The sequence below is a fragment of the Paenibacillus sp. FSL M7-0802 genome, from assembly GCF_038004945.1.
In the GTDB taxonomy this organism is placed as follows: domain Bacteria; phylum Bacillota; class Bacilli; order Paenibacillales; family Paenibacillaceae; genus Paenibacillus; species Paenibacillus polymyxa_B.
Map to the genome: position 1 here is coordinate 5,761,364 of NZ_JBBOSD010000001.1, position 21,571 is coordinate 5,782,934.

Below are 21,571 nucleotides of genomic sequence, written 5' to 3' on the forward strand. Positions count from 1 at the left end.
TAACCTCCGTTTTTTTATATGGTCCAAAGCCGAGCTATTCGTAAATTTATCAAACTCAAGAATATACTCAGACCTCTACCCGTAAGGAGAACTGCTGTGAAGAGGGCACGAGAAATAGACATGAAATCGCTTACATTTATTGAATTTAAAAGTGAACTACGAGAGGAGAGTCACCATATACTGGTCTCTGTTCATTTATTGACAACTCCAGTTATGTGTTGGAGAAAGTATAGTAATCATAAACATTGGGTTATTAAATATTAATATGTAAATTGATTGCAAATAATGGTTTTATTTGGCGCAATCATAGCATGTTCTATCAAAAATAACAATATCATTCTATTTTCTAAAAAAAGCGAATCGAAAGGAACGTAAATTACGATACCAATGGCATGCTGGACCTTTTGCAAAATCGAGATATCCGACCTGTTATCCCAAGCAAGCGCAATCGACGGGTGAAACTTTAAGTTGGCATTAGTTAAACACACTATGTCCATACGTTGTATGCTGAACATGACTGGATAAATTAGTATGAATGATTGCAGCAGAAGAGGCAGCCCTGCAGGGATGCTTTTGCCTGTCCAGGGGAGATTGCATTAATGCAACACTGATATCCAATTTCCAGTATCCTAAATTAGTGCAATAAATGTTGTAAAGTTAGTATGGGCAGTTACCTGATTCATTCATTATTATAAATGCTGTAATCTACATTACCTAGAGTGGGGTGACAAAGTTGAACGAAAGTAAAAAGAAGACGGATCGGCAGTCTGCTGATGGTAGGTGTGTTGACATGTCGGCCGTGTTGAACGGGTGTAGCAGCAATAGCGAGCGGTCACAAGCCGGGTGACACAAAAACTACATGTGCAGGCTGGAGATAAGAACGGTAAATACGATCAACCGGTAACAATTACGTATTTGTGACCATGGGGTTCAGATGTTAAGTTCAAACCAGGAGAAATCATACCAAATGGACAAAAGAAAAGCTGGGAATCGAGTTGAAAAATCAGTAGGTTTCTCCATCCACAAACAATGCATTTAAGACAAAACTGCGTTTGTCTCTTGTATCAAGCGCTGACTTGCTGATATTATTTCATATCGCGGCGAATTTAATTTGGTTCGAGAACTGATTGAATCTCTGACAAATTTGTGGAAGCCGGCGAATTGTTTGATCAATATGCTGACGAGACATGGAAGGAATGTCGAGGGACAAGAACATGGCCCGATTACCAATTATCCAACAAATGGTAGTCATCTTGAACTTTCGAGTTCGTTATCCGTTTCACGGATCGACTTTATCACAAATTCAGAGAAAGCTTTTACTGTTGGAGATAACCACTTTTTCTTTTTAATCAGCATATGGGAGTATATCGGATCGAACTTTTCGGAATGACTTACGATTTTAAGTTTTCCTCTATTCACGTCTTCTTTAACTGTAATATAAGGCAAAAAAGAAAATCCAAGCCCACTCATAACGGTTTGTTTAATCGCCTCAATACTCCATAACTCCATGGTTTGAAATGGGTGAATATCATGCTTTACAAGATATCTTTCAAACATGGTCCGATAACTACAGCTTTCTTCATTCGTAATAAAAAAATGGTTGGTGTTCTCTCGCTTATATTCATCGAAATGGTCTGGACCGTCATTGCTGCACACCAGGACAATGTTCTCCTGGGCCAAAGAATAATGAATGCATTTTTCCGGATGTATTTCCGGGTAGACCATGAAAGCCACATCTACACGTCCACTGATTAAGTCAACCTGGTTTTGTTCACATGTACCGTTGATAAGGATGAATTTGACATGAGGATATTTCAAAGAGAATTCCCTTATAATCGGGCTTAATCTAGAAATTGTTAAAGACTCTGGTGCAGCCACCTTTATAGCACCTTTAACCTCCTGGTTGCTTCGTATATTTCTAATCTGGTCATGAGTAGCCAGTAGATCTTCTGCCAGAGGTATTAATTCTCTCCCTAATTGAGTAAGTTTCAAGTGCCTTCTTTCGTAAGTGAAAAGCTCCCCGCCAATCTCTTCTTCAAGCGACTGTATATGGGCAGTGATCGTGGTCTGAGTGTATCCCAATTGCGATGCAGCCCCTGTATAACTTCCGATTTCGATAATCGTCTGAAATGTAATAAGGTGTCTAATTTCCATCGATGTTCTCCTTAGGTTTAATTTCTATCGATAAAAATGATAATGATTTTGAATATTTCAATTTTATTAATGAACAGATCCATCATACATTAGAATCCTTCTGATCGTAAAATAATCTACAAGGGAGGAAACAATGAATGGAACCGTTCAAAATTTCAATTCCAGAGCAACAACTGCATGATCTGTCTATCAGACTAAAACAGGTTCGATGGCCTTCGAGTTTCTCTGTAGAACCATGGGCTCTGGGGACAGACCGTTCCTTTTTAAAGAGATTAGTTGATTATTGGAGCACGGAATACAACTGGCGTGAACAGGAAGCATGGTTAAACCGTTTCCCGCAGTTTATGGAACATGTGGATGGCTTCGATATACACTTTGTACACGTTCGGGGTGAAGGCACATCCGCACGACCACTGTTGTTGACTCATGGATGGCCAGGATCATTTGTAGAGATGTTAGAACTAATCCCTTATCTAACAACCCCATCACTATATGGTGGACATGCTGAAGAGGCTTTTGACGTGATTATTCCCTCATTGCCAGGCTTTGCATTTTCGAGTAAACCCACACGACCGGGAGTGGGGTCCAAATACGTAGCTACGCTTTGGGCAAAACTTATGGATCGTTTGGATTATGAAAGGTATTTGGTTCAGGGAGGGGATATTGGAGCAGGGGTCTCAACATGGTTAGCATTCATGTACCCTGAACGGGTGATGGGACTTCATCTCAATTATATTCCAGGAAGCTACAAGCCACCCCTCACTCCGAATACACCATCTGTTAGCGAAGAAGAGCAAGCTTACTTAGACATCGTAGCTGAGTGGTTGGACCGAGAAGGTGCTTATAGCGCCCTTCATAGAACGAAGCCGGAAACACTGGCTTTTGCACTAAGTGATTCCCCAACCGGTCTTGCCAGCTGGATGGTAGAAAAATTTCAAGGTTGGAGTGACTGTGACGGGGATATCGAAAGGTCTTTCTCACTTGATCATATCCTCACTAACATATCGATTTACTGGTTTACCAATTCGATTGCTTCTTCCATGCGAATATATACTGAAGGTACCAAAATGCCACTGCATTTCACCGAAGATCAGCGTGTTACTGTTCCAACAGGGGTCTCCTTATTTCCCAAGGAGCTGCCCACGCCTCCCCGAAGCTGGGTAGAACGCGCCTATAATATTACGTACTGGGAGAAAGCGAATAAAGGCGGTCATTTTGCCGCTATGGAAAATCCTAAATTGTTTGCCGAACATCTATATCATTTTTTTCATTCCTTAAGCATCTGATCGTCTCTATCCTTGAGAGGGTTATGAACAACCAGTACATTTTTTACCAGACATACATTTACCCCTTAAAGGGGAATGGACACAAAGTTGGCCCTCAAACTTTGTCTCAGAGATTACCACAGTGAAACTGGAGTTGACCTGACTACTAAGATCATGTGAAAAGGGGCAAATTTTGTGTTACTGTAAAATATGTAAATGCAAAGCGGTAACACAACCCATTATTCTTCTACGAAATCACATATGAGATTCATTCCGCTTCGGTAGGTTCACATATTAGTCCATATAAAATGAGAAAAATATCGGGGTGTATACACTTAAATAGATACATTTATCCATACTTCTCTTAATGATAATTCAGCCAAGTATATTCACAACCTCAACCATACTACACAGCTTCGATATTGTTATATGAATAAAACTGATCGAAACCGTCAGTATCACTCACTAATCTCAAGGCAAAGGAGCATAGATGATCCAACAAAATAACCAGTACTCTTGAATGAACTTACAGGGCAAAGAGAGCTTGGAATAATTCAATGCGCAATAAAAAGCTCATGTCGTTGGCTTTGCGTCTAGTTATCGAAGAAAAAAAGGACATTGACCATTTAATTAGTCGCTTATTTAGCGGCTTTTTATATTTTGGAACGACTGCCCGAACTAAAGATGAGAGATTTTATTATATTTCCGGAAAGTGTACAGTTCATACTTTGGAAAACCTGACAAGGCCTTGATCGATATGTGGGTGAAAAGGAAAACTGAAGAGGGGGTTATTCGAAAAAATAAATGCGGTGAAACTTGGGGGCACAGTCTAATAAAGCAATTTAATCGCTCTGTAAGCTTGCTAATGATCTCAAAAGAGGGCATCGCATTTCCTTTCTCAATTTGACTAATGTAACCTCTGGTTCCAACATCTCTAGCTAGATCCTTCTGACACATTTATAAAACTTTTTGTAAGTTCTTTTTCTTCTTCCTAGTAAATAAGAATCTGTGTAGCCACGGTATTGGAAGAGGGAGAGGGCTTGGTAATTACAATCGAGCCCTTTTTATTTACAGGTGCAGGGTATGTCGTTGAGCAAACGGATGGATGGCCTTTATGTGTACCCGACAATAGCTTTGTGGCACAACATGAGCATACCATAATAAGGTGTATCAGCCGAAAAATATAAGAATAATCAAAATCTATAAAGAATGAACTGTACCCTGTCAGTCAGACATGAAGAAGAAACTATGTCTACTTGGCAGGGTACTTTCATTGGTTTCTCTGACTTAAGGAGGAAGAATTGATGTGGAAGAAATGTAGTTTGTTTTTATTAGTTCTAGCATTTGTGTCGATTTGCATTTCTGAAATGCCTGCGTCTGCTGCCAGCTCTACAATTACCAAGCATATAGGAAATTCTAACAATGAAATTTGAAATGGAAGGAGAAGATGTCAAAACGTGCTATGACAGATGAAGCCAAAGCATTGAATCCTTGTTTTTCAATCTTCTATGCCGTGAATATGAGAAAAGGCTGAACCAGCTTGTGAAAGCTTTTTATATTATTTTGTGCTGCTATCCTTCCACTGAGAAAGCTAGGACAGAATCAGGATTTTGAGGCTTCTTTAAGGATGTTATTACATAAGAGCGGATCTTAATACAATCTTAATGCTGTAGGCAAATTCGTAATACGGTACTGATTTTGCTCATGATATACTATGGATTGAGAGAGAATATAGTAGAGGGTGGGCACAGGATGGCAGCAAAACAGAACGATGCCGGGTCCATACTTGATCGAATTACTGACTTGCCGGTAAGAAAAAGTAGAGGAAGACTGAAAATTTTTGTTGGATATGCACCAGGTGTTGGGAAGACCTGTGCAATGCTTAGCGACGCTCACGAAGAGCAAAAAGAGGGTATAGATATCGTAGTTGGATATATTAAAAATTATGCCCGGCCATACACTGCGGCGTTGTTGGAAGGACTTGAACTTCTTCCTTACATCAAAATTTCAAATAAAGAATCCTCAACTAAGGAATTTGATCTGGACCAAGCGCTCCAGAGAAGTCCTGACCTTATTTTATTGGACGATTTGGCCCATACCAACGCGGCAGGATGCCGACATAAAAAAAGATATCAGGATGTGGAGGAACTTCTTCGCGCAGGAATTCATGTATATACGACGATGAATGTGCAACAGATTGAAAGTCTAACGGATATTGTCTACTCCATTACTGGCATTTCCGTTGACGAACGCATACCGGACAGTGTATTTGATAGTGCTGATCAGGTGGAATTAGTCGATATTGAACCGGATGATTTAATAGGACGTTTGAATAGGGGAAAGATTTACCCTGAGGAGGAGAATACACAGGCTCATTTATTTACCAAAGAGAAGCTGACGACTCTACGTGAAATTGCTTTGCGTAATACAGCAAGTCAGTTAAACCGAATCGCGGAGCAAATCAGTGAGCAGGCGAAAAGAAATGAATTTGATACGAAAGAACATATTCTGGTCTGTCTGTCTTCGGCTGCTTCCAATAAGAAAGTGATCCGAACAGCAGCAAGAATGGCGGCAGCTTTTCATGGTCATTTCACCGCGTTGTTTGTGGAAACACCAGAAGCGAGAGAATTGACATCAAAAAATAAAGCGGAGTTAAGGGAGAACCTTAGGCTGGCTGAGCAAATGGGTGCACAAATCGCAACGATGTATGGAGACGATATTCCAGGACAGATTGCCGAATATGTCAAAACAAGCTGTGTATCGAAAATTGTCCTAGGACGCTCCCCTTACAAGAGGAGAGGGCTTGCAAAATCCAATGTAAGTGATAAACTAACGGCCTTACTTCCTAATATTGAAATCTATATTATCCCCTATACTCAGTCTTCCTTCTATAAAAGATTGCCTTTTTACGAAAAATACCCATTGCTGTCGTTGGCAGATACTATCAAGACCATTGCTATCTTGGCTGTGTGCACAATTATTGGCTTGTGGTTTAAGTATTTGGAATTCCGAGAAGCTAACATTATCACCGTGTACATTCTGGGAGTTTTGTTAAATGCAATTGTGACCAAGGGCAGAATGTATAGCGCCATTTATTCGGTTATGAGTGTACTTGTGTTTAATTATTTTTTTACCGAGCCTTATTATTCTTTACAGGCTTATGATTCAGGCTATCCGGTCACCTTTCTGGTCATGCTGGCTGCTTCTTTCATGACGAGTACACTAACTATGCGAGTAAGAGAGCAGGCTCGGCAATCCGCGCAAAAAGCTTACCGTACCGAGGTGCTTCTGGAAACAAGCCGGAAATTGCAACAGGCCAAAGACTCTCCGGCTATTATTAATGAAATGGCACATCAAATGGTAAAGTTGTTGGACAGAATGGTCATTTTCTATTCAGTTGACCAAGGGGTACTGTTGGCGCCGCAGTTTTTTCCAAAGAAAGAATCTGCAGTTGATCCAGGGGTCTACACAGGAGGCAACGAACGTGCAGTTGCAGAGTGGGTATATAAAAACAACAAGCGTGCAGGAGCAACGACGGATACTTTTTTTGGCGCTAAGTGTCTATATCATGCGGTGCGTGGAGGAGAACAGGTTCTTGCGGTGGCAGCTATTGTAATGGATGAGGAAGAACCTTTAGAAGTTTTTGAAAATAGCCTAATGCTTGCCATGCTGGGAGAATGCGCGCTGGCGCTAGAGAAAGAAAAACTGAACGAAAGACAACAAGAGATTTCCATGCAAATCCAGCAGGAGCAACTCCGTGCCAGTCTGCTTCGGTCCATTTCTCATGATTTACGCACTCCACTTACCAGCATCTCAGGCAATGCGGGGATTCTTCTTGGAAACCCAGAGGTACTAAACGAGGAACAGAAAAAAGGTCTATATACGGATATATATGACGATTCCATGTGGTTAATCAATTTGGTAGAAAATTTGCTGTCTATTAGTCGAATCGAAGGTGGTACTCTAAATCTGAATTTTCAGGCAGAATTAATGGAGGAAGTCATTTCGGAGGCTCTGCTTCATGTGAATCGCAACAGTGTGAAGCATGTCATTCAGACGGAACTGGATGATGAATTGATGATGGCTCGAATGGACTCCCGACTTATTGTTCAGGTATTGATCAATATGATTGATAATGCAATCAAGTATACCCAAGATGGCTCTCACATCACAATTTCAGCAAGACGCGAGAGACATATAGTCATTGTAGAAATCTCAGATGATGGCCCCGGTATTTCTTCAGAAGAAGTCAAGGTTAGACTGTTTGAGATGTTTTATACGGCAGACAACATTCATGGGGACGGACGTCGTGGATTAGGATTGGGGCTTTCTCTGTGCAAATCAATTGTGAATGCTCATGGAGGTACTATTGGTGTTAAGGACAATATCCCTAAAGGGACGGTTTTTTATTTTACCCTGCAAGCTGAGGAAGTGAATGTTCATGAATAAACCTTTTATTCTTGTTGTGGAGGACGATAAACCCATCCGCAAGCTGATTACGACAACGCTGGAGACACAGGGGTATAAATATCATACGGCTGAAACAGGGGAAGCATCGATTTTAGAAGCAGTATCCAAGCAGCCGGATCTAATGATTCTGGATTTGGGGTTGCCGGATATGGATGGTGTAGATATCATAAAAAAGTTTCGTGCATGGTCGAATATGCCTATTATTGTGGTCAGCGCACGCAGCGAAGATCGGGATAAAATAGATGCGCTGGATGCCGGAGCGGACGATTATCTAACAAAGCCCTTCAGTGTAGAAGAACTGCTGGCCAGACTTCGAGTCAGTTTACGAAGAATTCGAAATGACAGTGATAAGCTCCTGAAGGATGCTTCCATCTTTATTAATGGAAATTTGAAAATTGATTATGCAGCAGGATGCGTATGGATTGGTGAAGAAGAAATTCACCTGACCCCAAGCGAATATAAACTGCTTTGCCTGCTGGCAAAACATGTAGGCAAAGTACTGACCCATAATTTTATCCTGCATGAAATCTGGGGCAACCACAGCTATGACATTCCTGCCCTGCGTGTGTTTATGGCAACGCTGAGAAAAAAAATAGAAAAACCATCATCACAAACTAAGTTTATTCAAACACATATCGGAGTTGGTTACCGTATGCTTCAGGTTGGAGATGATGGCTAGGTAACAATACCATTATGTAATTAGAGATCATGCTCTTATGGAGCATGGTCTCTTTATTTTTCATCTGCCACTAAATCTTAAGATGATCTTTATACCTATATGAAAACCCTAATCCTAAACTAATGGTGAAAATGTTACGCTGAACTCTGAAGTAAAGAGGATAAGGAGGTTCGGCATGTGAGATGGGCACTACCTTGTTCGTCTGTTTCATCGGCTAAGCTGTCAACTGAGTGAAAGGGAAAGAGGTATGGGGAATGAATGAAATTTTAACAAGTGCGGGTCTGATCTCAATTGTGCTGGCGGTGCTGTATTCCGTTAAAAAAATATATGATTTTATCGATTTGCAGAAGGTGACACGGAAGGATATCTATGAGAACTATGATATCTATAAAGCAGCTCAGAAGTTTGCTCTCGGTACACCCGTCGATGAGATCAGAGAAATCCTGACAAACAGCTATGAGTTAGACGATAACCAGGTTGAAGAGACAATGTTTTTGGCTCTTCCTCATCGGAACGATACCGATGGTGGTTATCTTGCCTTTATCAAGGCTGTAAATCGGGTGCTGGAACAAGAGGTTTATAGCTAAACTCCGAAAGAAGGAAAAATATGAATCGTCAGGCCGCGTTACCTGGTGTTTGCTCCCAATCTGGCCAGAGAACAATTTCTACAAGCGCTGAGTGAAGAAGAAAAATTATTTGTTGCTTTGGCATCCAATCCTGATCAACAACACCATTTGTAAGAATTAGGAGTAGAAAATGTTATTGAAAGCTTAGAAGGCTTATTCCACTTGTTGAAGACGGAGTGAGCCCTTTTTACATGCAGAAAATTCAACTACAATAAGCAATTAAAACCGGCAAGTCATATATGCAAAGAGGAAGGGAGAATAAGTTCTATAAATTCCATGAAAGCGTTTGACATATTTGAATATCAATCTATAATTATGAACAGAATTGGACCTCACTGAGATGCAAGTATCCTGATTTTTTCAATCTGAATCGGATTAAGATGTCGCCAATTTTCAAATAGGTCGCTGCCTATGAGGAATACGATAATTGATAGAGCTGTTGTTCATAAACAGCAAGCTTCATAACCAGGGGCTTGCTCTTTCATTTACCTAAGGAGAATGGGTCGGAATGACACTTAAAAAAAGAATCTTTTTATTGTTTTTTCTCAGCGCGTTTATTCCCTTTATCAGTATATTTGCAATTTCTTACTATACCATTGATTCCATTTTTGCGAATAAAATCAATGATGGAATTCGGAGCAATCTACAGCAGGTAACTTCATCACTGGAAAATTCAATTACCAACCTGAATCATGTTACTCAGCAATTATCATATAGTGGTACATTAGGAAAAAAACTGGATGAAGTCTTGAAGCCTTCCTCCAATATATTTGAATTGATTGAGGCTAGAGATGAATTAAAGAATGAGTTAAATGTCGTAACGTTTACTAATCCGAATATAGGTCTGACCTTATACTATTTCCAGAAAGAAGGCACTACACAGTTCGCTAACTTTCCCATCAAAGATCGTTTTTCTCCCGAGTCTTTGCCTGTGCTTTCCAAATCATATGGCATTGCGTACTATGGTCCCCATATGAGTATGAACCGATTTGATGATCAGCTTGTTTTATCTGCTATGCGAAAGGTACAGCTGCCTCAAAGGGACGATGTATATATTTACGTCGAATCCGGCTTTCGTCTTACACAGGATATACTGGGTTACAATCAATACAAAGGAGCTTTATCGCATTTAATCCTGAATGGTGAGGGCAACATTGTTTACAGTGAAATTCCAGAAGCGATGAAGGTCGGAGAGAATTTCTCCAGCATATCGAAAGGTACTGCAAAAGATGGAATATCCCGTGATTACCATTGGTTTAAGGAGGACTCCAGTCAGAATTGGAGCGTCATATCGGTAATTTCGCAGGCTAAGTATCAACAGGAGAAAAACCAATGGTTGCTTCAAATATTACTGGTCGCTTTATTTTTTCTCGGCTTTACCGTATTTCTGGCTTGGCTTCTGTGGAAGATGGTTTACAAACCACTAGGTCTGTTCCATTCGGAAATTAACGGAATGTCTCAGAATCCACAAAAGGCAGGAAGCCAGACCCGCACTCAAATTCCCGAGTTTGATTTTCTGTTGGGAGAATTCTCAAATATGCAGCATCAAATCGGCGACCTGTTCAAGGAAGTGCAGCAGAAAGAGAAGATTCGTGCAGATTTGGAAGTGGAAAAATTGTTATATCAGATCAATCCTCACTTTCTAATGAATACGCTGGATACTGTGCACTGGCTGGCCGTCATGAACGGACAAGGAGAGATTGACAAGTTGGTGCAATCCTTAAACAAGCTGTTGTATTACAATTTGGGTAAATTAGGGCAAGTATCCACGATGGAAGAGGAAATTGATGCGCTAAGACAGTACCTAATCCTGCAGCAAATTCGATATGACTTTGAATTTGACGTGCGTATTTCAGCGGATGATCAAGTTCTTCAAATACCTGTGCCTCGTTTTATTCTGCAACCGTTGGTTGAAAATTCACTTTATCATGGACTGAGTGACGAAGGTTTTATTCAAATTGAAGTTACACTTGCCAAAACGCTGAATATTTTAATACAGGATAATGGAGCAGGCATGACCGAGGAAGCGATTCAAAGACTTCTGAATAATCGTATAGCTGAACATAAAAAAGTAGGGATGGGCATCGGACTCAATTATGTCCACCGCATGTTGAGGGCACAGTATGGAGATCAAGCACAACTGGTGATCGAAAGTGAATTGGGTACAGGGACAAGTATACTGCTCATACTTCCTATCAAAGGAGAAGATGTCTGAGGATGATTAAGGTATTGATAGTGGATGACGATAAATTAGTACGAAAAGGAATAAGCTCCGCGATGCCGTGGAACGAGTTCAATATGGAGGTTATAGGAGAAGCAAGTAACGGGTTGAAAGCACTGGATTTTCTGAAAGCCCAACCGGTCGATCTGATGCTGACAGATCTCGCGATGCCGGTGATGTCAGGTATTGAACTGATGCGAGCTGCAAGGCAGCTCTATCCAGAACTACATATTGTTGTATTAACACTGCATCAAGATTTCGATTATATCCAGGAAGCGCTCAGACTTGGAGCCATCGACTATATAGCCAAAGTTCAGCTCGAGAAGGAGCAATTCGAACACGTGCTGCATCGAATACATACCCGGATTGACGAGCTGGCGAATACAAGACGAAAGCTGCCTCTGCTAAGTGAGACCAATGTCCATTATCGCCATGTGTATGCACTTGTTTCACTGGATCGCAAGTCAGGACAGAGCTGGCCGATTGAACTGACATCCAATGTAGACGAGATCCGATGGGAGGTTGAACGGAACAGCTGGATGTGGACGGCACCCATGGACGTAGAGGATCAGCTGTTCCATAAACTGAAGGAATCCCTGGATCAAGTTCCCCAAGTCGCCTTGCTGGTTATGTCCGATGTACAAGAGCGAACATGGTCGCAAATCCAAAACTGGATTATGAATTATACAGAAACGTCCTTATTCTATGCATACAATCCTTATGATCCTGTCATTTCCGTTTCGATGAATGTGGAGGACTCATTTCCAATAGAACCGCAGGATGAAGACATGGATCGTATTAGGCAAAGTTGGTTCCTATCACCATGGACCCACAACGACAGTTATTACAACCAACTGATTGAACAGTTCAAATCACTAAGACTGCATAAAGGCCAGCTGATGGGATTGCTATACTCTATAGTTATGGAATGGAATCACCTTTTTGCTCAGACTACGTTGGGTAGAATCTCAATGATCCATTCTTTTCAATCCTGGTACGAGGTAGAAGATTGGATCAAGCAGACCTCTGTGGGCATTCGTAAGGCAGATGAACAGACTTCGTATTCACAAGAAATTGTAGACGCCGTGAAAAAAGCGATTATGATCATGCAAAATAATTTGGACCAAGCTTTTACAGCTTCAGGTCTGTCCCAACAACTGAACATCAGCCGAAGCTATTTCAGTCAATGCTTCAAGGATTTGATGGGGAAAACCTTTAATGAGTACTCCCGATTTATACGAATAGAGAAGTCTAAAGAGTATTTATTGAATACAACCAACACGATTTTCTGGATTGCGGAGCGAGTGGGTTATACGGATGAAAAATATTTCAGCCGAATTTTTCGCGAATTGACAGGTCTGCTGCCAAGCGAATATCGACAGCTCGGCAGAGGGGATAAATAGCGTACTCTCCCAGATGACCAATAATCCGGGCGAAAGAAGGGAAAGCGATGATTAAGAAGATGGCTGCATGTGTTCTTGTCGTCAGCTTAATTACAGTGACAGTATATTTCAGCAACCCATACTTCCGGGAATCGCCAATGGGACCAACGAAAACAATCTCGGACACTGCCGCTGCCGATCCATTGGGGAAATATGAATATCCCGTTTCCATCCGACTGGGATATGTGGTAGATCCAACAGGCGCAGATCTCTCTGGAGGAGAAACACTTGAGAAGAATATATGGAAAACGATGATTAAACAAAACCTTAACATTGATGTCCAGGTATTATGGCAGGTGTCGAAGGAAAATCTGAGTCAGAAAATCGATCTGGCTATCGCCAGCAATGATCTGCCGGATGCCATGATTGTAAATCAGCTGCAGCTGAACGAGATGATCAAGGCTGGAGAAATTGAAGACCTAACCGAGGCATACAATAGTAGCGCATCACCGGAAATAAAAAAAATTATTGATAGCACAAACGGATTGGCTATGGAACAAGTGACCTTCGATGGCAAGATGATGGCTGTTCCTTCTGTGACAGCGGAAGACTTCAGCATGCTCTGGATTCGACAGGATTGGCTGGACCGTCTTGGACTGAAGCCGCCGAAAACGGTAGATGATCTGGAAGCTATCGCCAAGGCCTTTGTAGAGAATGACCCAGATGGAAACAGTAAGCGAGATACGATTGGCCTTGCTTCAAGCACTGGACTGTATAACGATTTCAACAACAGTGCTTTTTCTTTTGATCTAACCCCAATCTTCGCAGCATATGGATCTTTCCCGGGATATTGGCTGAGCAAAGATGGAAAACCTGTATACGGTTCGGTTCTACCGGAAACGAAGGAGGCCTTGGTCAAACTGCGTGAAATGTACGCCAAAGGCCTTCTCGATCCAGAACTGGGTATCCGCAAAGAAGCGGAAGAAACAGTTATTAACGGTCAGGCGGGGATGTTCTTTCAAGGTTTTTATGCTGGGTACTGGCCCCTTCCGAGCGCTTGGCAGAACGAGCCGGAGGCGAACTGGCAAGCATACGCACTCCCGCTGGATGCAAACGGAGCATACCATGTGAAGGTGGATAATCCGTCAAGTTCATTCTTGGTGGTACGAAAAGGATATGCTCATCCCGAAGCGATCATTAAAATTAACAATCTGTACCTTCGTGATGAGTTCAAGTACGGTACGCGTTTTATGCTGGGCCGCAATTTCTTTGCTCCGGCAGATGAAGCACGATATGAATCGAAGGCAGCGCAGGATATTCTGATGGGAACCAAAACACCCGCCGATTTCAAGGACAAGTCTGAATACAAATTGCTGGAAAACTTAGTTTCGACAATAAAACAAACCAAATTGAAGCCTTATGATCAATATGGTATTTCCTATTGGAATGAACACAGCGACAGCTTTATGCGGGGGTATTCGCTTCTTGTAGGCGGAAGAAATTTTTTCGATCCAAACATCCATAAAGTTCGAAGCCTTACCTATATACGAACTCCAACGATGGAGAAGGCTTGGGGTGAACTATCAAAACTGGAACATGATACATTTTTAAAAATTATTTTAGGCGCTGAACCGATCGATTCATTTGATCAATTTGTCGAGGAATGGAAGGAACAAGGGGGTGATCAAGTGACTGTGGAGGTGACTGCACACCATAATCATCGCTGAAGACCATCATGAATGTGATACGATAAATTCTATAAGACACTCTTAAAATTCCATTAATCAAGCCGACGATTCCTATTTCAGGAGCTGCCGGTTTTTTTTGTTCTTCACTTTGATTAGTAAGTAAGGATAGACAAATGTATGTCGGTAGGTAGGATAAATGCTTACAGGCCAACTCTGGCTTTATGATCCCAGATGAAACCGCATACATTTCTCTATCCAAACAGACGCACAATCCCTATCTCGATTTGTCTTCTCCGAGTCTTATAATGAAAGCGCAAACAACAATGATAGGGAAATATTCAGAACGAAGGGGAATCGAATGTGATGAGAACTAAATGGTTCATAAAAAGAAACATGTTGACGAGACGTCTGGCCGTGTTGTCGATGTCTGCCCTGATGATTTCAACCCTTGCAGCCTGTGGGGGTTCCTCCAACCCTCCCACTGCGGAGGAAGCGGGCAAGTATGAGGTAACACCGGGAGACCCATTCAGTGCCTATAAAGACGAAATAACCGTAACGATGGGTCGTGTGACTACAGCCAACCCGAAACTGCCGGCTGGAGATACGTATGAAAACAACGCGTATACTCGGCTGGTCAAAGAAACGTTTAACGCTCAGATTAAAGACCAATTTGAAGCAAACGGAGAAGATTACAGCCGTCAGGTTTCTCTCGCCATCGCCTCTGGGGAACTGCCTGACATGATGCGTGTCGATTCCAAGGATGAGCTCAAAGAACTGGTTGATAATGATCTGATTGAAGATATGACGGAAATTTACAAGCAGTATGCCACAGATAACATCAAGAACATTTACGAATCTTATGAGGGCCGTGCATTAGATAATGCGACGATAGATGGACGTTTAATGGGACTTCCTGCTACTTCCCTAGATTCCGCGCCAACCATGGTCTGGGTTCGTCAGGATTGGCTGGATTTACTGGGTATCCAACTTGACGCAGACGGAGACGGGGCCATCAAGCTGGATGATGTGGAGAAAACGGCCGAGGAATTCCTGAAAAGAGATCCTGGCCAATCCGGGAAACCGGTAGGTATCCCCTTTGTGAACACCCTTAATACAAGTGACTATAATGGTTCCGCCTATACCATGCTGGGAGTTGCCTCCACCAAGGGTGCATTCCCTCAATACTGGATGAAGGGAAAGGATGGCAGCATTGTTTATGGCTCGACAACAAAGGAAACCAAGCAGATGTTAGGCGTCATGGCAGATTGGTTCAAGAGAGGCATCATCGATCCGCAATTTGGAACACGCACATTTGATGATATTACGGCACTGTACACCAACGGCCAAAGCGGTATTGCTTTTGGACCATGGCATATTCCCGACTGGGGTCTGAGCAGCGTGAAGCAGATGGATAAGAATGCGAAATTCACGGCTTACACTTTGGAGGATGCAGACGGAAAGGTAAACGTGGCACACGCCAATCCAGCCAATCAGTTTATCGTTGTGAGAAAAGGATATGAACACCCGGAACTTGCCGTTAAAATAGTAAACCTTTTCTACGATAAACTGGCAAATGATAAAAATGTGGAAACATCTATGCCAGAAGCCGCCAAGTATCAAGAGAACGGCGTAGACGGTTCTACCAGACCTTTTAATATTGAAGTCAACTCGGCTACCTCGCTGCTGGATGATTACTCTGACGTTGTTCGCGGGATTAAAGGGGAGATTAGTCTGGATCAGGTCCGGACAACCGAATCAAAGAACAATATTGAAAGTATCCAAACCTACTTGAGCGATATGGATACGGATAACGTAACAGCCTGGGCGAAATATCACTCGCGTATCAACGGAGTGGGACTCATCGACAAACTGACACGGGAAAACAAATTCGTCTGGATGACACCCGCTTTCTCTGGCACTACACCAAGCATGAAACAGACATGGGCTAATCTGACCAAGATGGAGCAGGAATCTTTCATCAAAATCGTGACTGGTGCAGAATCTCTGGATTACTTCGATACTTTCGTTAGCAATTGGAAGAAACAAGGTGGGGACCAGGTAATTCAGGAAATTGAAGACGAGGCTGCATCCGAAAAATAAACAATCATGAACTGCTAGAAGGGCCGCGATAAGCAGCCTTTCTTCAGGAAAGGGGTCCATCCATGAAACAGGGAAATGATAGAGCAAAAGTTCGGTTGGGCACGGGTGCCATGTATCATATGATGATGCTTCCGGGAATTTTATTTTTACTGGTATTCAGCTATGTTCCGATGGTCGGTGTCATTACGGCGTTTCAGGATTATATACCAGCCAAGGGGATGTTTGGCTCCAAATTTGTAGGGCTGAAGCATTTTATTTATATGTTTAAGCTGCCGGACATCGCACAGGTTTTTAGTAATACGTTGGTGATTGCCATTGCCAAGATTCTATTGGGAACAATGATGGCTATCATTTTTTCCATTTTGTTAAATGAGATCCGCATCAAATTCGTTAAAAAATCCGTACAGACAATTGTTTATCTGCCACACTTTCTATCCTGGGTAGTTCTAGCATCCGTGGTTGTTAACATGTTCAGTTTGGATGGAATTGTGAATCAAATTTTGGCTTTTTTCGGTCTGGAGAATATTAATTTTCTCGGCAGCAACACCTGGTTCCAGCCGCTGATTATTGGGACAGACGTGTGGAAGGAGTTCGGTTACAGTTCCATCGTCTATTTGGCTGCAATTACTTCGATTGATCCGGGTCTGTATGAAGCGGCAGGAATGGATGGAGCCAGCTGGTGGAGAAAAGTATGGCATATTACATTGCCAGGTATGTTGCCTATTATCCTGCTCATGGGAGTGATGAGTCTGACCAATATTTTGAGTGCTGGCTTCGATCAAATTTATAATCTGTATAATCCAGTTGTCTATGAGTCGGGAGATATTCTGGATACTTATGTATATCGGATTGGACTCGTTGGGCGACAGTATAGCTTCGGTACGGCTGTTGGCCTGTTCAAGTCAGTGATCGGTATTGTTTTGCTATTGTCCGCCAACCATTTGGCCAAGAAATACACCGACCGAAAAATATTCTAAGGAGGCAAAGCCTATGTCATATTCTGTAAGCCTAAAAGATCGAATTGGCCGGTTTGTCATCAATGCCATCGTCATATTGCTGGCATTGATCTGCCTTCTTCCGTTATGGAATATCGTTGCGATTTCATTCAGCAGCAGCGAGGCCGTGTCAGCTAATGCTGTAGGTCTCGTACCGGTCAATTTTACAACAGCAGCGTATACGAAAATTATCGATGATGCTCAGTTCTGGCGTTCCTTTGGCATATCTGTTCTACGTGTTGTGCTCACACTTATTCTCAACATGATTCTTATTATTTTAATGGCATACCCGCTCTCCAAGTCGAAAAGGGAATTTAGGGGCAGAAACATTTATATGAATGTTATGATTTTTGCCATGTTGTTCAGCGGCGGGATGATCCCGAGTTATCTACTGATCAAAAACCTCGATATGCTTAATACAATTTGGTCGCTTGTTCTACCGGGAGCTGTCCCTATATTCAGTGTCATCCTTGTCATGAACTTCTTCTCTGCTGTACCTAAGGCGCTAGAAGAAGCAGCATTCATCGATGGGGCGAATCCGCTCCAGGTTCTGTTCAAAGTATATGTTCCCGTGTCCATCCCTGCGCTGGCGACGGTAGCACTATTCAGTATCGTGGGAACGTGGAATGATTTCTTTAGCGGTTTGATCTATATGACCCAAGTCAGCAATTATCCGCTAATGACTTATATTCAGTCCCTTAACGTGAATATTGCCGAACTTCTTCAATCCGGCACCAACTCAGCACAACTCAGCAACCTGACTGAAATTTCAAACAAAAATCTAAATGCGGCCAAAATCGTAGTCGCTGTCATCCCGCTACTGCTGATTTATCCGCTGCTTCAAAAATATTTTGTGACTGGAATTGTTGTAGGATCGGTAAAAGAGTAATTGTATGATGTGACTTGATTAAGATAAAAACACTATGCGTCTATTGGAAAGGTTGTAATGAACAATGGAAAATAAAAATTGGTGGAAAGAAATCGTTGTATACCAGATATATCCACGGAGCTTTCAAGATAGTAATGGTGATGGAATCGGCGATTTGAAAGGAATTGTTTCCCGTCTGGACTATTTGCAGCAACTCGGTGTCGGTGCGATTTGGCTATCACCAGTTTGTAAATCCCCTCAGGATGATTTCGGTTATGATATTTCGGACTATCGGGATATTGATCCGATGTTCGGGTCTTTGGATGATATGGGGATGTTAATTCATGAAGCTGGGAAACGTGACATTCGAATCATAATGGATTTAGTGTTGAACCATACTTCCGATGAGCATCCATGGTTTCAAGAAGCAAAAAAAAGTAAAGAAAATCCGTACCATGACTATTATGTCTGGAGAGATGGCGTTGAAGGAATGCCACCAAACGACTTGGGTTCCATCTTTGGTGGTTCAGCTTGGGAATGGGTACCCGAGATAGGACAATATTATTTACATCTTTTTTCTGTAAAACAGCCGGATCTCAACTGGGAAAACCCAAAAGTCCGACAAGAAATTTACGAAATGATCAATTGGTGGATAGGCAAGGGTGTAGGCGGTTTTCGGCTTGACGTAATTGACTTAATCGGAAAAGAACCAGATTTGAAAATTACCAGCAACGGGCCGAATCTGCATAAGTATATCAGGGAACTCAGCAAGGAGACGTTTCAAAAAGCAGGAGACCTGCTGACGGTTGGAGAAACATGGGGCGCTACGCCAGAGATCGCCAAATTGTATAGCAACCCGGACGGCAGTGAGTTTTCAATGGTATTTCAATTTGAACATATTAGTTTGGACGAACAAGAGGGGAAAGGGAAGTGGGATCTTAAGCCTCTAGATTTTCAAGAATTAAAAAAAGTGTTATCTAAATGGCAGACAGAGCTGAAGGGGGATGCCTGGAACAGTTTGTTTTGGAATAATCACGACTTACCCCGAATCGTTTCTCGTTGGGGAAATGACGGAGAATACAGGATAGAATCGGCTAAAATGTTGGCAACCCTTCTTCATGGCATGCGAGGCACACCATACATTTATCAGGGGGAAGAATTAGGAATGACGAATGTTCAATATCCAATTGAAGACTATCGGGATATTGAGTTACTAAATTTCTACAAAGATAGAATTGAGAAAGGATACCCTGAAGATAAAGTTATGGAGTCAGTCTTTGCAAAGGGGCGTGATAACGCTCGAACACCAATGCAGTGGGACGCTTCCGACAACGCTGGTTTTACATTAGGGAACCCTTGGATTAAAGTAAACCCGAATTATAAGGATATCCATGCACAAGAAAGTTTAAATAACCCTGAATCCATATTCCATTATTATCGGAAACTAATCCGATTAAGGAAAGATCATGAAGTGATCATATATGGGGATTATGAGCTGATGTATCCCGAGAATAAAGATTTGTTCGCATACACTCGAACGCTGAAAGGAACCAAACTACTTGTAGTATGTAATTTTCAAAAATACACAACCCATCTCCCACTTCAGAAAGAGCTGGCAGAGACTAAACAGCTGCTAATATCCAATTATCCAAATAACATGTCTGATATAGAAATGCGTCCTTATGAAGCGAGGATGTACCTTATCGATACACTCAATAAATGAAAATGAATATCGTACAAAAGTGTATGATCAATAAATTTCTAATCTTAACTGGTTGAAAAATATTTATGAATTGAATTTAGAATAAGGGAAAAAGGATCAAGCAATATGAAAAGGGCATGGTGGAAAGAAGCTGTGGCTTATCAAATTTTTTATGGACTCCAATGGGGATGGCATTGGTGATATAAAGAGGATGATTCCTTTCATAGTCGAGGTATGAAAGGAATCATGGATTTGTTGATCAATCACACAGGCGACGAACACCCGTGGTTTATCGAATCAAGATCTCTTCGCTAGATTTGATTACTTACAGAATAAAGCTGAGACAAGTGACCTAAAGCCATATATCCAGCGCAATGTTATGGCCAAAATGGATTTAAATGTAGTTAAAGAAAGCCAAGAAACCATTGCCAATCGTATGGATGGGAAAATTCTCAGGGAAGACGATTTTGAGTCATTTAGGCAGTTTATATCTCATGATTTCGGAGAAATCAATAAAGAGAATAAACGTATTTTCAATTTCCATCAGTTTAATCGTGAACGGGATACAGCCATTGTTTCCCTCATTTTAGGATCTGGTCTTAGGCTCTCTGAGGTAGCAGGTATTAACATTGAAGATCTGGATATAAATAAAGCTTTAGTGCGTGTTATACGCAAAGGTAATAAAGAACAATATGTATATTTCAGCAAGCGTTACTGGATTTAGAAAATTATCTGCAGATCAGAGAATCTAGATATATCCCAGAAAAAAACGAACCTTTTTTGTTTATTGCAGCTCCCATAGGTCGTAAAGGAAAAAGCAGACGCTTAACTCAGCGATCCATAGAGAAACTGATCGAAAAATATGCTACAGCTTTTGGAAAACCAGCTTTAACCATGCATTCTCTGAGACATTCATTTGCAACACGTTTTCCAACAGAAGTCATATAAGAAATGGGATAAACTTGTTGTCACTGAACATCAACGGACAAATATCACGTGTCGGATGATAAAAACATTATCTCATTAATTGCTGCGGAAATCGCGGCTTTTTTATTTTGTGAGATAAAGTTCTTGTCAAAACCAAATGACAAGAACTTTATCTCATCACCGATTTTGACAAGAATATTATCCCATTTCCAACAAACCAATTCGGGTTATTGTACCATTTCACGATAGGAGCACCCCTTGAGTCACGGGCTTGATCGTTCACAGCCGAAAGTGGAAGATCTATAATCTTAGGATCATCATCGGAAGTATTGAGAAGCACATAGACGAATTGAAGACTTTATACATTTTTACAATAAGATACGTGCCTGTTATCTTCTGTCGCAATTTCTATTTTAGCGGCTTTTTTATGTTATCGGTACAAGTTCTTGTCCCGAGCCAAGGACAAGAACATGTTCCGATTGCCGATTTGATGA

The 21,571-nt window shown here is 41.6% G+C and carries 13 protein-coding genes and 2 pseudogenes; 13 read left to right on the forward strand and 2 right to left on the reverse strand.

The annotated features are described in order from the left end of the window. Positions 1 to 1,248 precede the first annotated feature (1,248 nt). On the reverse strand, positions 1,249 to 2,154 hold the full coding sequence (locus MHB54_RS26375) for a LysR family transcriptional regulator (protein WP_264453739.1): 906 nt from the start codon (positions 2,152 to 2,154) through the stop codon (positions 1,249 to 1,251). A 137-nt stretch (positions 2,155 to 2,291) separates the two neighbouring features. Between MHB54_RS26375 and MHB54_RS26380 the strand changes: the two genes are divergently transcribed. Then, a complete protein-coding gene (locus MHB54_RS26380; RefSeq protein ID WP_264453740.1) occupies positions 2,292 to 3,440 on the forward strand; it encodes an epoxide hydrolase family protein in 1,149 nt (382 codons plus the stop codon). 657 nt (positions 3,441 to 4,097) lie between these two features. Here the strand turns inward: MHB54_RS26380 and MHB54_RS28800 are convergent. After that, the gene (locus MHB54_RS28800) at positions 4,098 to 4,376 is read right to left on the reverse strand and encodes a helix-turn-helix domain-containing protein (protein WP_076159626.1); all 279 of its coding nucleotides are present in this window, start codon (positions 4,374 to 4,376) and stop codon (positions 4,098 to 4,100) included. Positions 4,377 to 5,171: 795 nt separating this feature from the next. On the opposite strand from MHB54_RS28800, the gene MHB54_RS26385 reads away from it, so the two are divergent. The 12 genes and pseudogenes from MHB54_RS26385 to MHB54_RS26440 form a co-directional block, all read left to right on the forward strand. Next, positions 5,172 to 7,868, forward strand: coding sequence for a sensor histidine kinase (locus MHB54_RS26385; protein WP_264453741.1), 2,697 nt, complete (start codon positions 5,172 to 5,174; stop codon positions 7,866 to 7,868). Continuing rightward, on the forward strand, positions 7,861 to 8,568 hold the full coding sequence (locus tag MHB54_RS26390; RefSeq protein WP_264453742.1) for a response regulator: 708 nt from the start codon (positions 7,861 to 7,863) through the stop codon (positions 8,566 to 8,568). Before MHB54_RS26385 ends, MHB54_RS26390 begins: the two co-directional genes overlap by 8 nt. A gap of 254 nt (positions 8,569 to 8,822) precedes the next feature. Next, entirely contained in the window at positions 8,823 to 9,155 is a 333-nt protein-coding gene (locus MHB54_RS26395) for a hypothetical protein (protein ID WP_068939613.1), read from the forward strand. A gap of 547 nt (positions 9,156 to 9,702) precedes the next feature. Next, positions 9,703 to 11,409, forward strand: a complete 1,707-nt coding sequence (locus tag MHB54_RS26400; protein ID WP_053325510.1) for a sensor histidine kinase — start codon at positions 9,703 to 9,705, stop codon at positions 11,407 to 11,409. Positions 11,410 to 11,411: 2 nt separating this feature from the next. Beyond that, complete coding sequence (locus MHB54_RS26405) at positions 11,412 to 12,818, forward strand: response regulator transcription factor (RefSeq protein ID WP_028541594.1); 1,407 nt, start codon at positions 11,412 to 11,414, stop codon at positions 12,816 to 12,818. 47 nt (positions 12,819 to 12,865) lie between these two features. After that, positions 12,866 to 14,524 (forward strand): extracellular solute-binding protein, encoded by a 1,659-nt coding sequence (locus MHB54_RS26410; protein ID WP_264453743.1) that lies wholly within the window; start codon positions 12,866 to 12,868, stop codon positions 14,522 to 14,524. A gap of 324 nt (positions 14,525 to 14,848) precedes the next feature. Further along, positions 14,849 to 16,585: a sugar ABC transporter substrate-binding protein gene (locus MHB54_RS26415; RefSeq protein ID WP_264454833.1), complete on the forward strand. Its 1,737-nt coding sequence runs from the start codon at positions 14,849 to 14,851 to the stop codon at positions 16,583 to 16,585. A 62-nt stretch (positions 16,586 to 16,647) separates the two neighbouring features. Further along, positions 16,648 to 17,562 (forward strand): ABC transporter permease, encoded by a 915-nt coding sequence (locus MHB54_RS26420; RefSeq protein WP_023988799.1) that lies wholly within the window; start codon positions 16,648 to 16,650, stop codon positions 17,560 to 17,562. Positions 17,563 to 17,575: 13 nt separating this feature from the next. Continuing rightward, positions 17,576 to 18,469 (forward strand): carbohydrate ABC transporter permease, encoded by an 894-nt coding sequence (locus MHB54_RS26425; protein ID WP_023988798.1) that lies wholly within the window; start codon positions 17,576 to 17,578, stop codon positions 18,467 to 18,469. Positions 18,470 to 18,533: 64 nt separating this feature from the next. Further along, positions 18,534 to 20,171 (forward strand): glycoside hydrolase family 13 protein, encoded by a 1,638-nt coding sequence (locus MHB54_RS26430; RefSeq protein WP_068939618.1) that lies wholly within the window; start codon positions 18,534 to 18,536, stop codon positions 20,169 to 20,171. Between the two features lie 105 nt (positions 20,172 to 20,276). Next, positions 20,277 to 20,456 (forward strand): annotated as a pseudogene (locus MHB54_RS26435) (alpha-amylase family glycosyl hydrolase); the annotation flags it as partial. A 7-nt stretch (positions 20,457 to 20,463) separates the two neighbouring features. Further along, positions 20,464 to 21,089 (forward strand): annotated as a pseudogene (locus tag MHB54_RS26440) (tyrosine-type recombinase/integrase); the annotation flags it as partial. Positions 21,090 to 21,571: the final 482 nt, after the last annotated feature.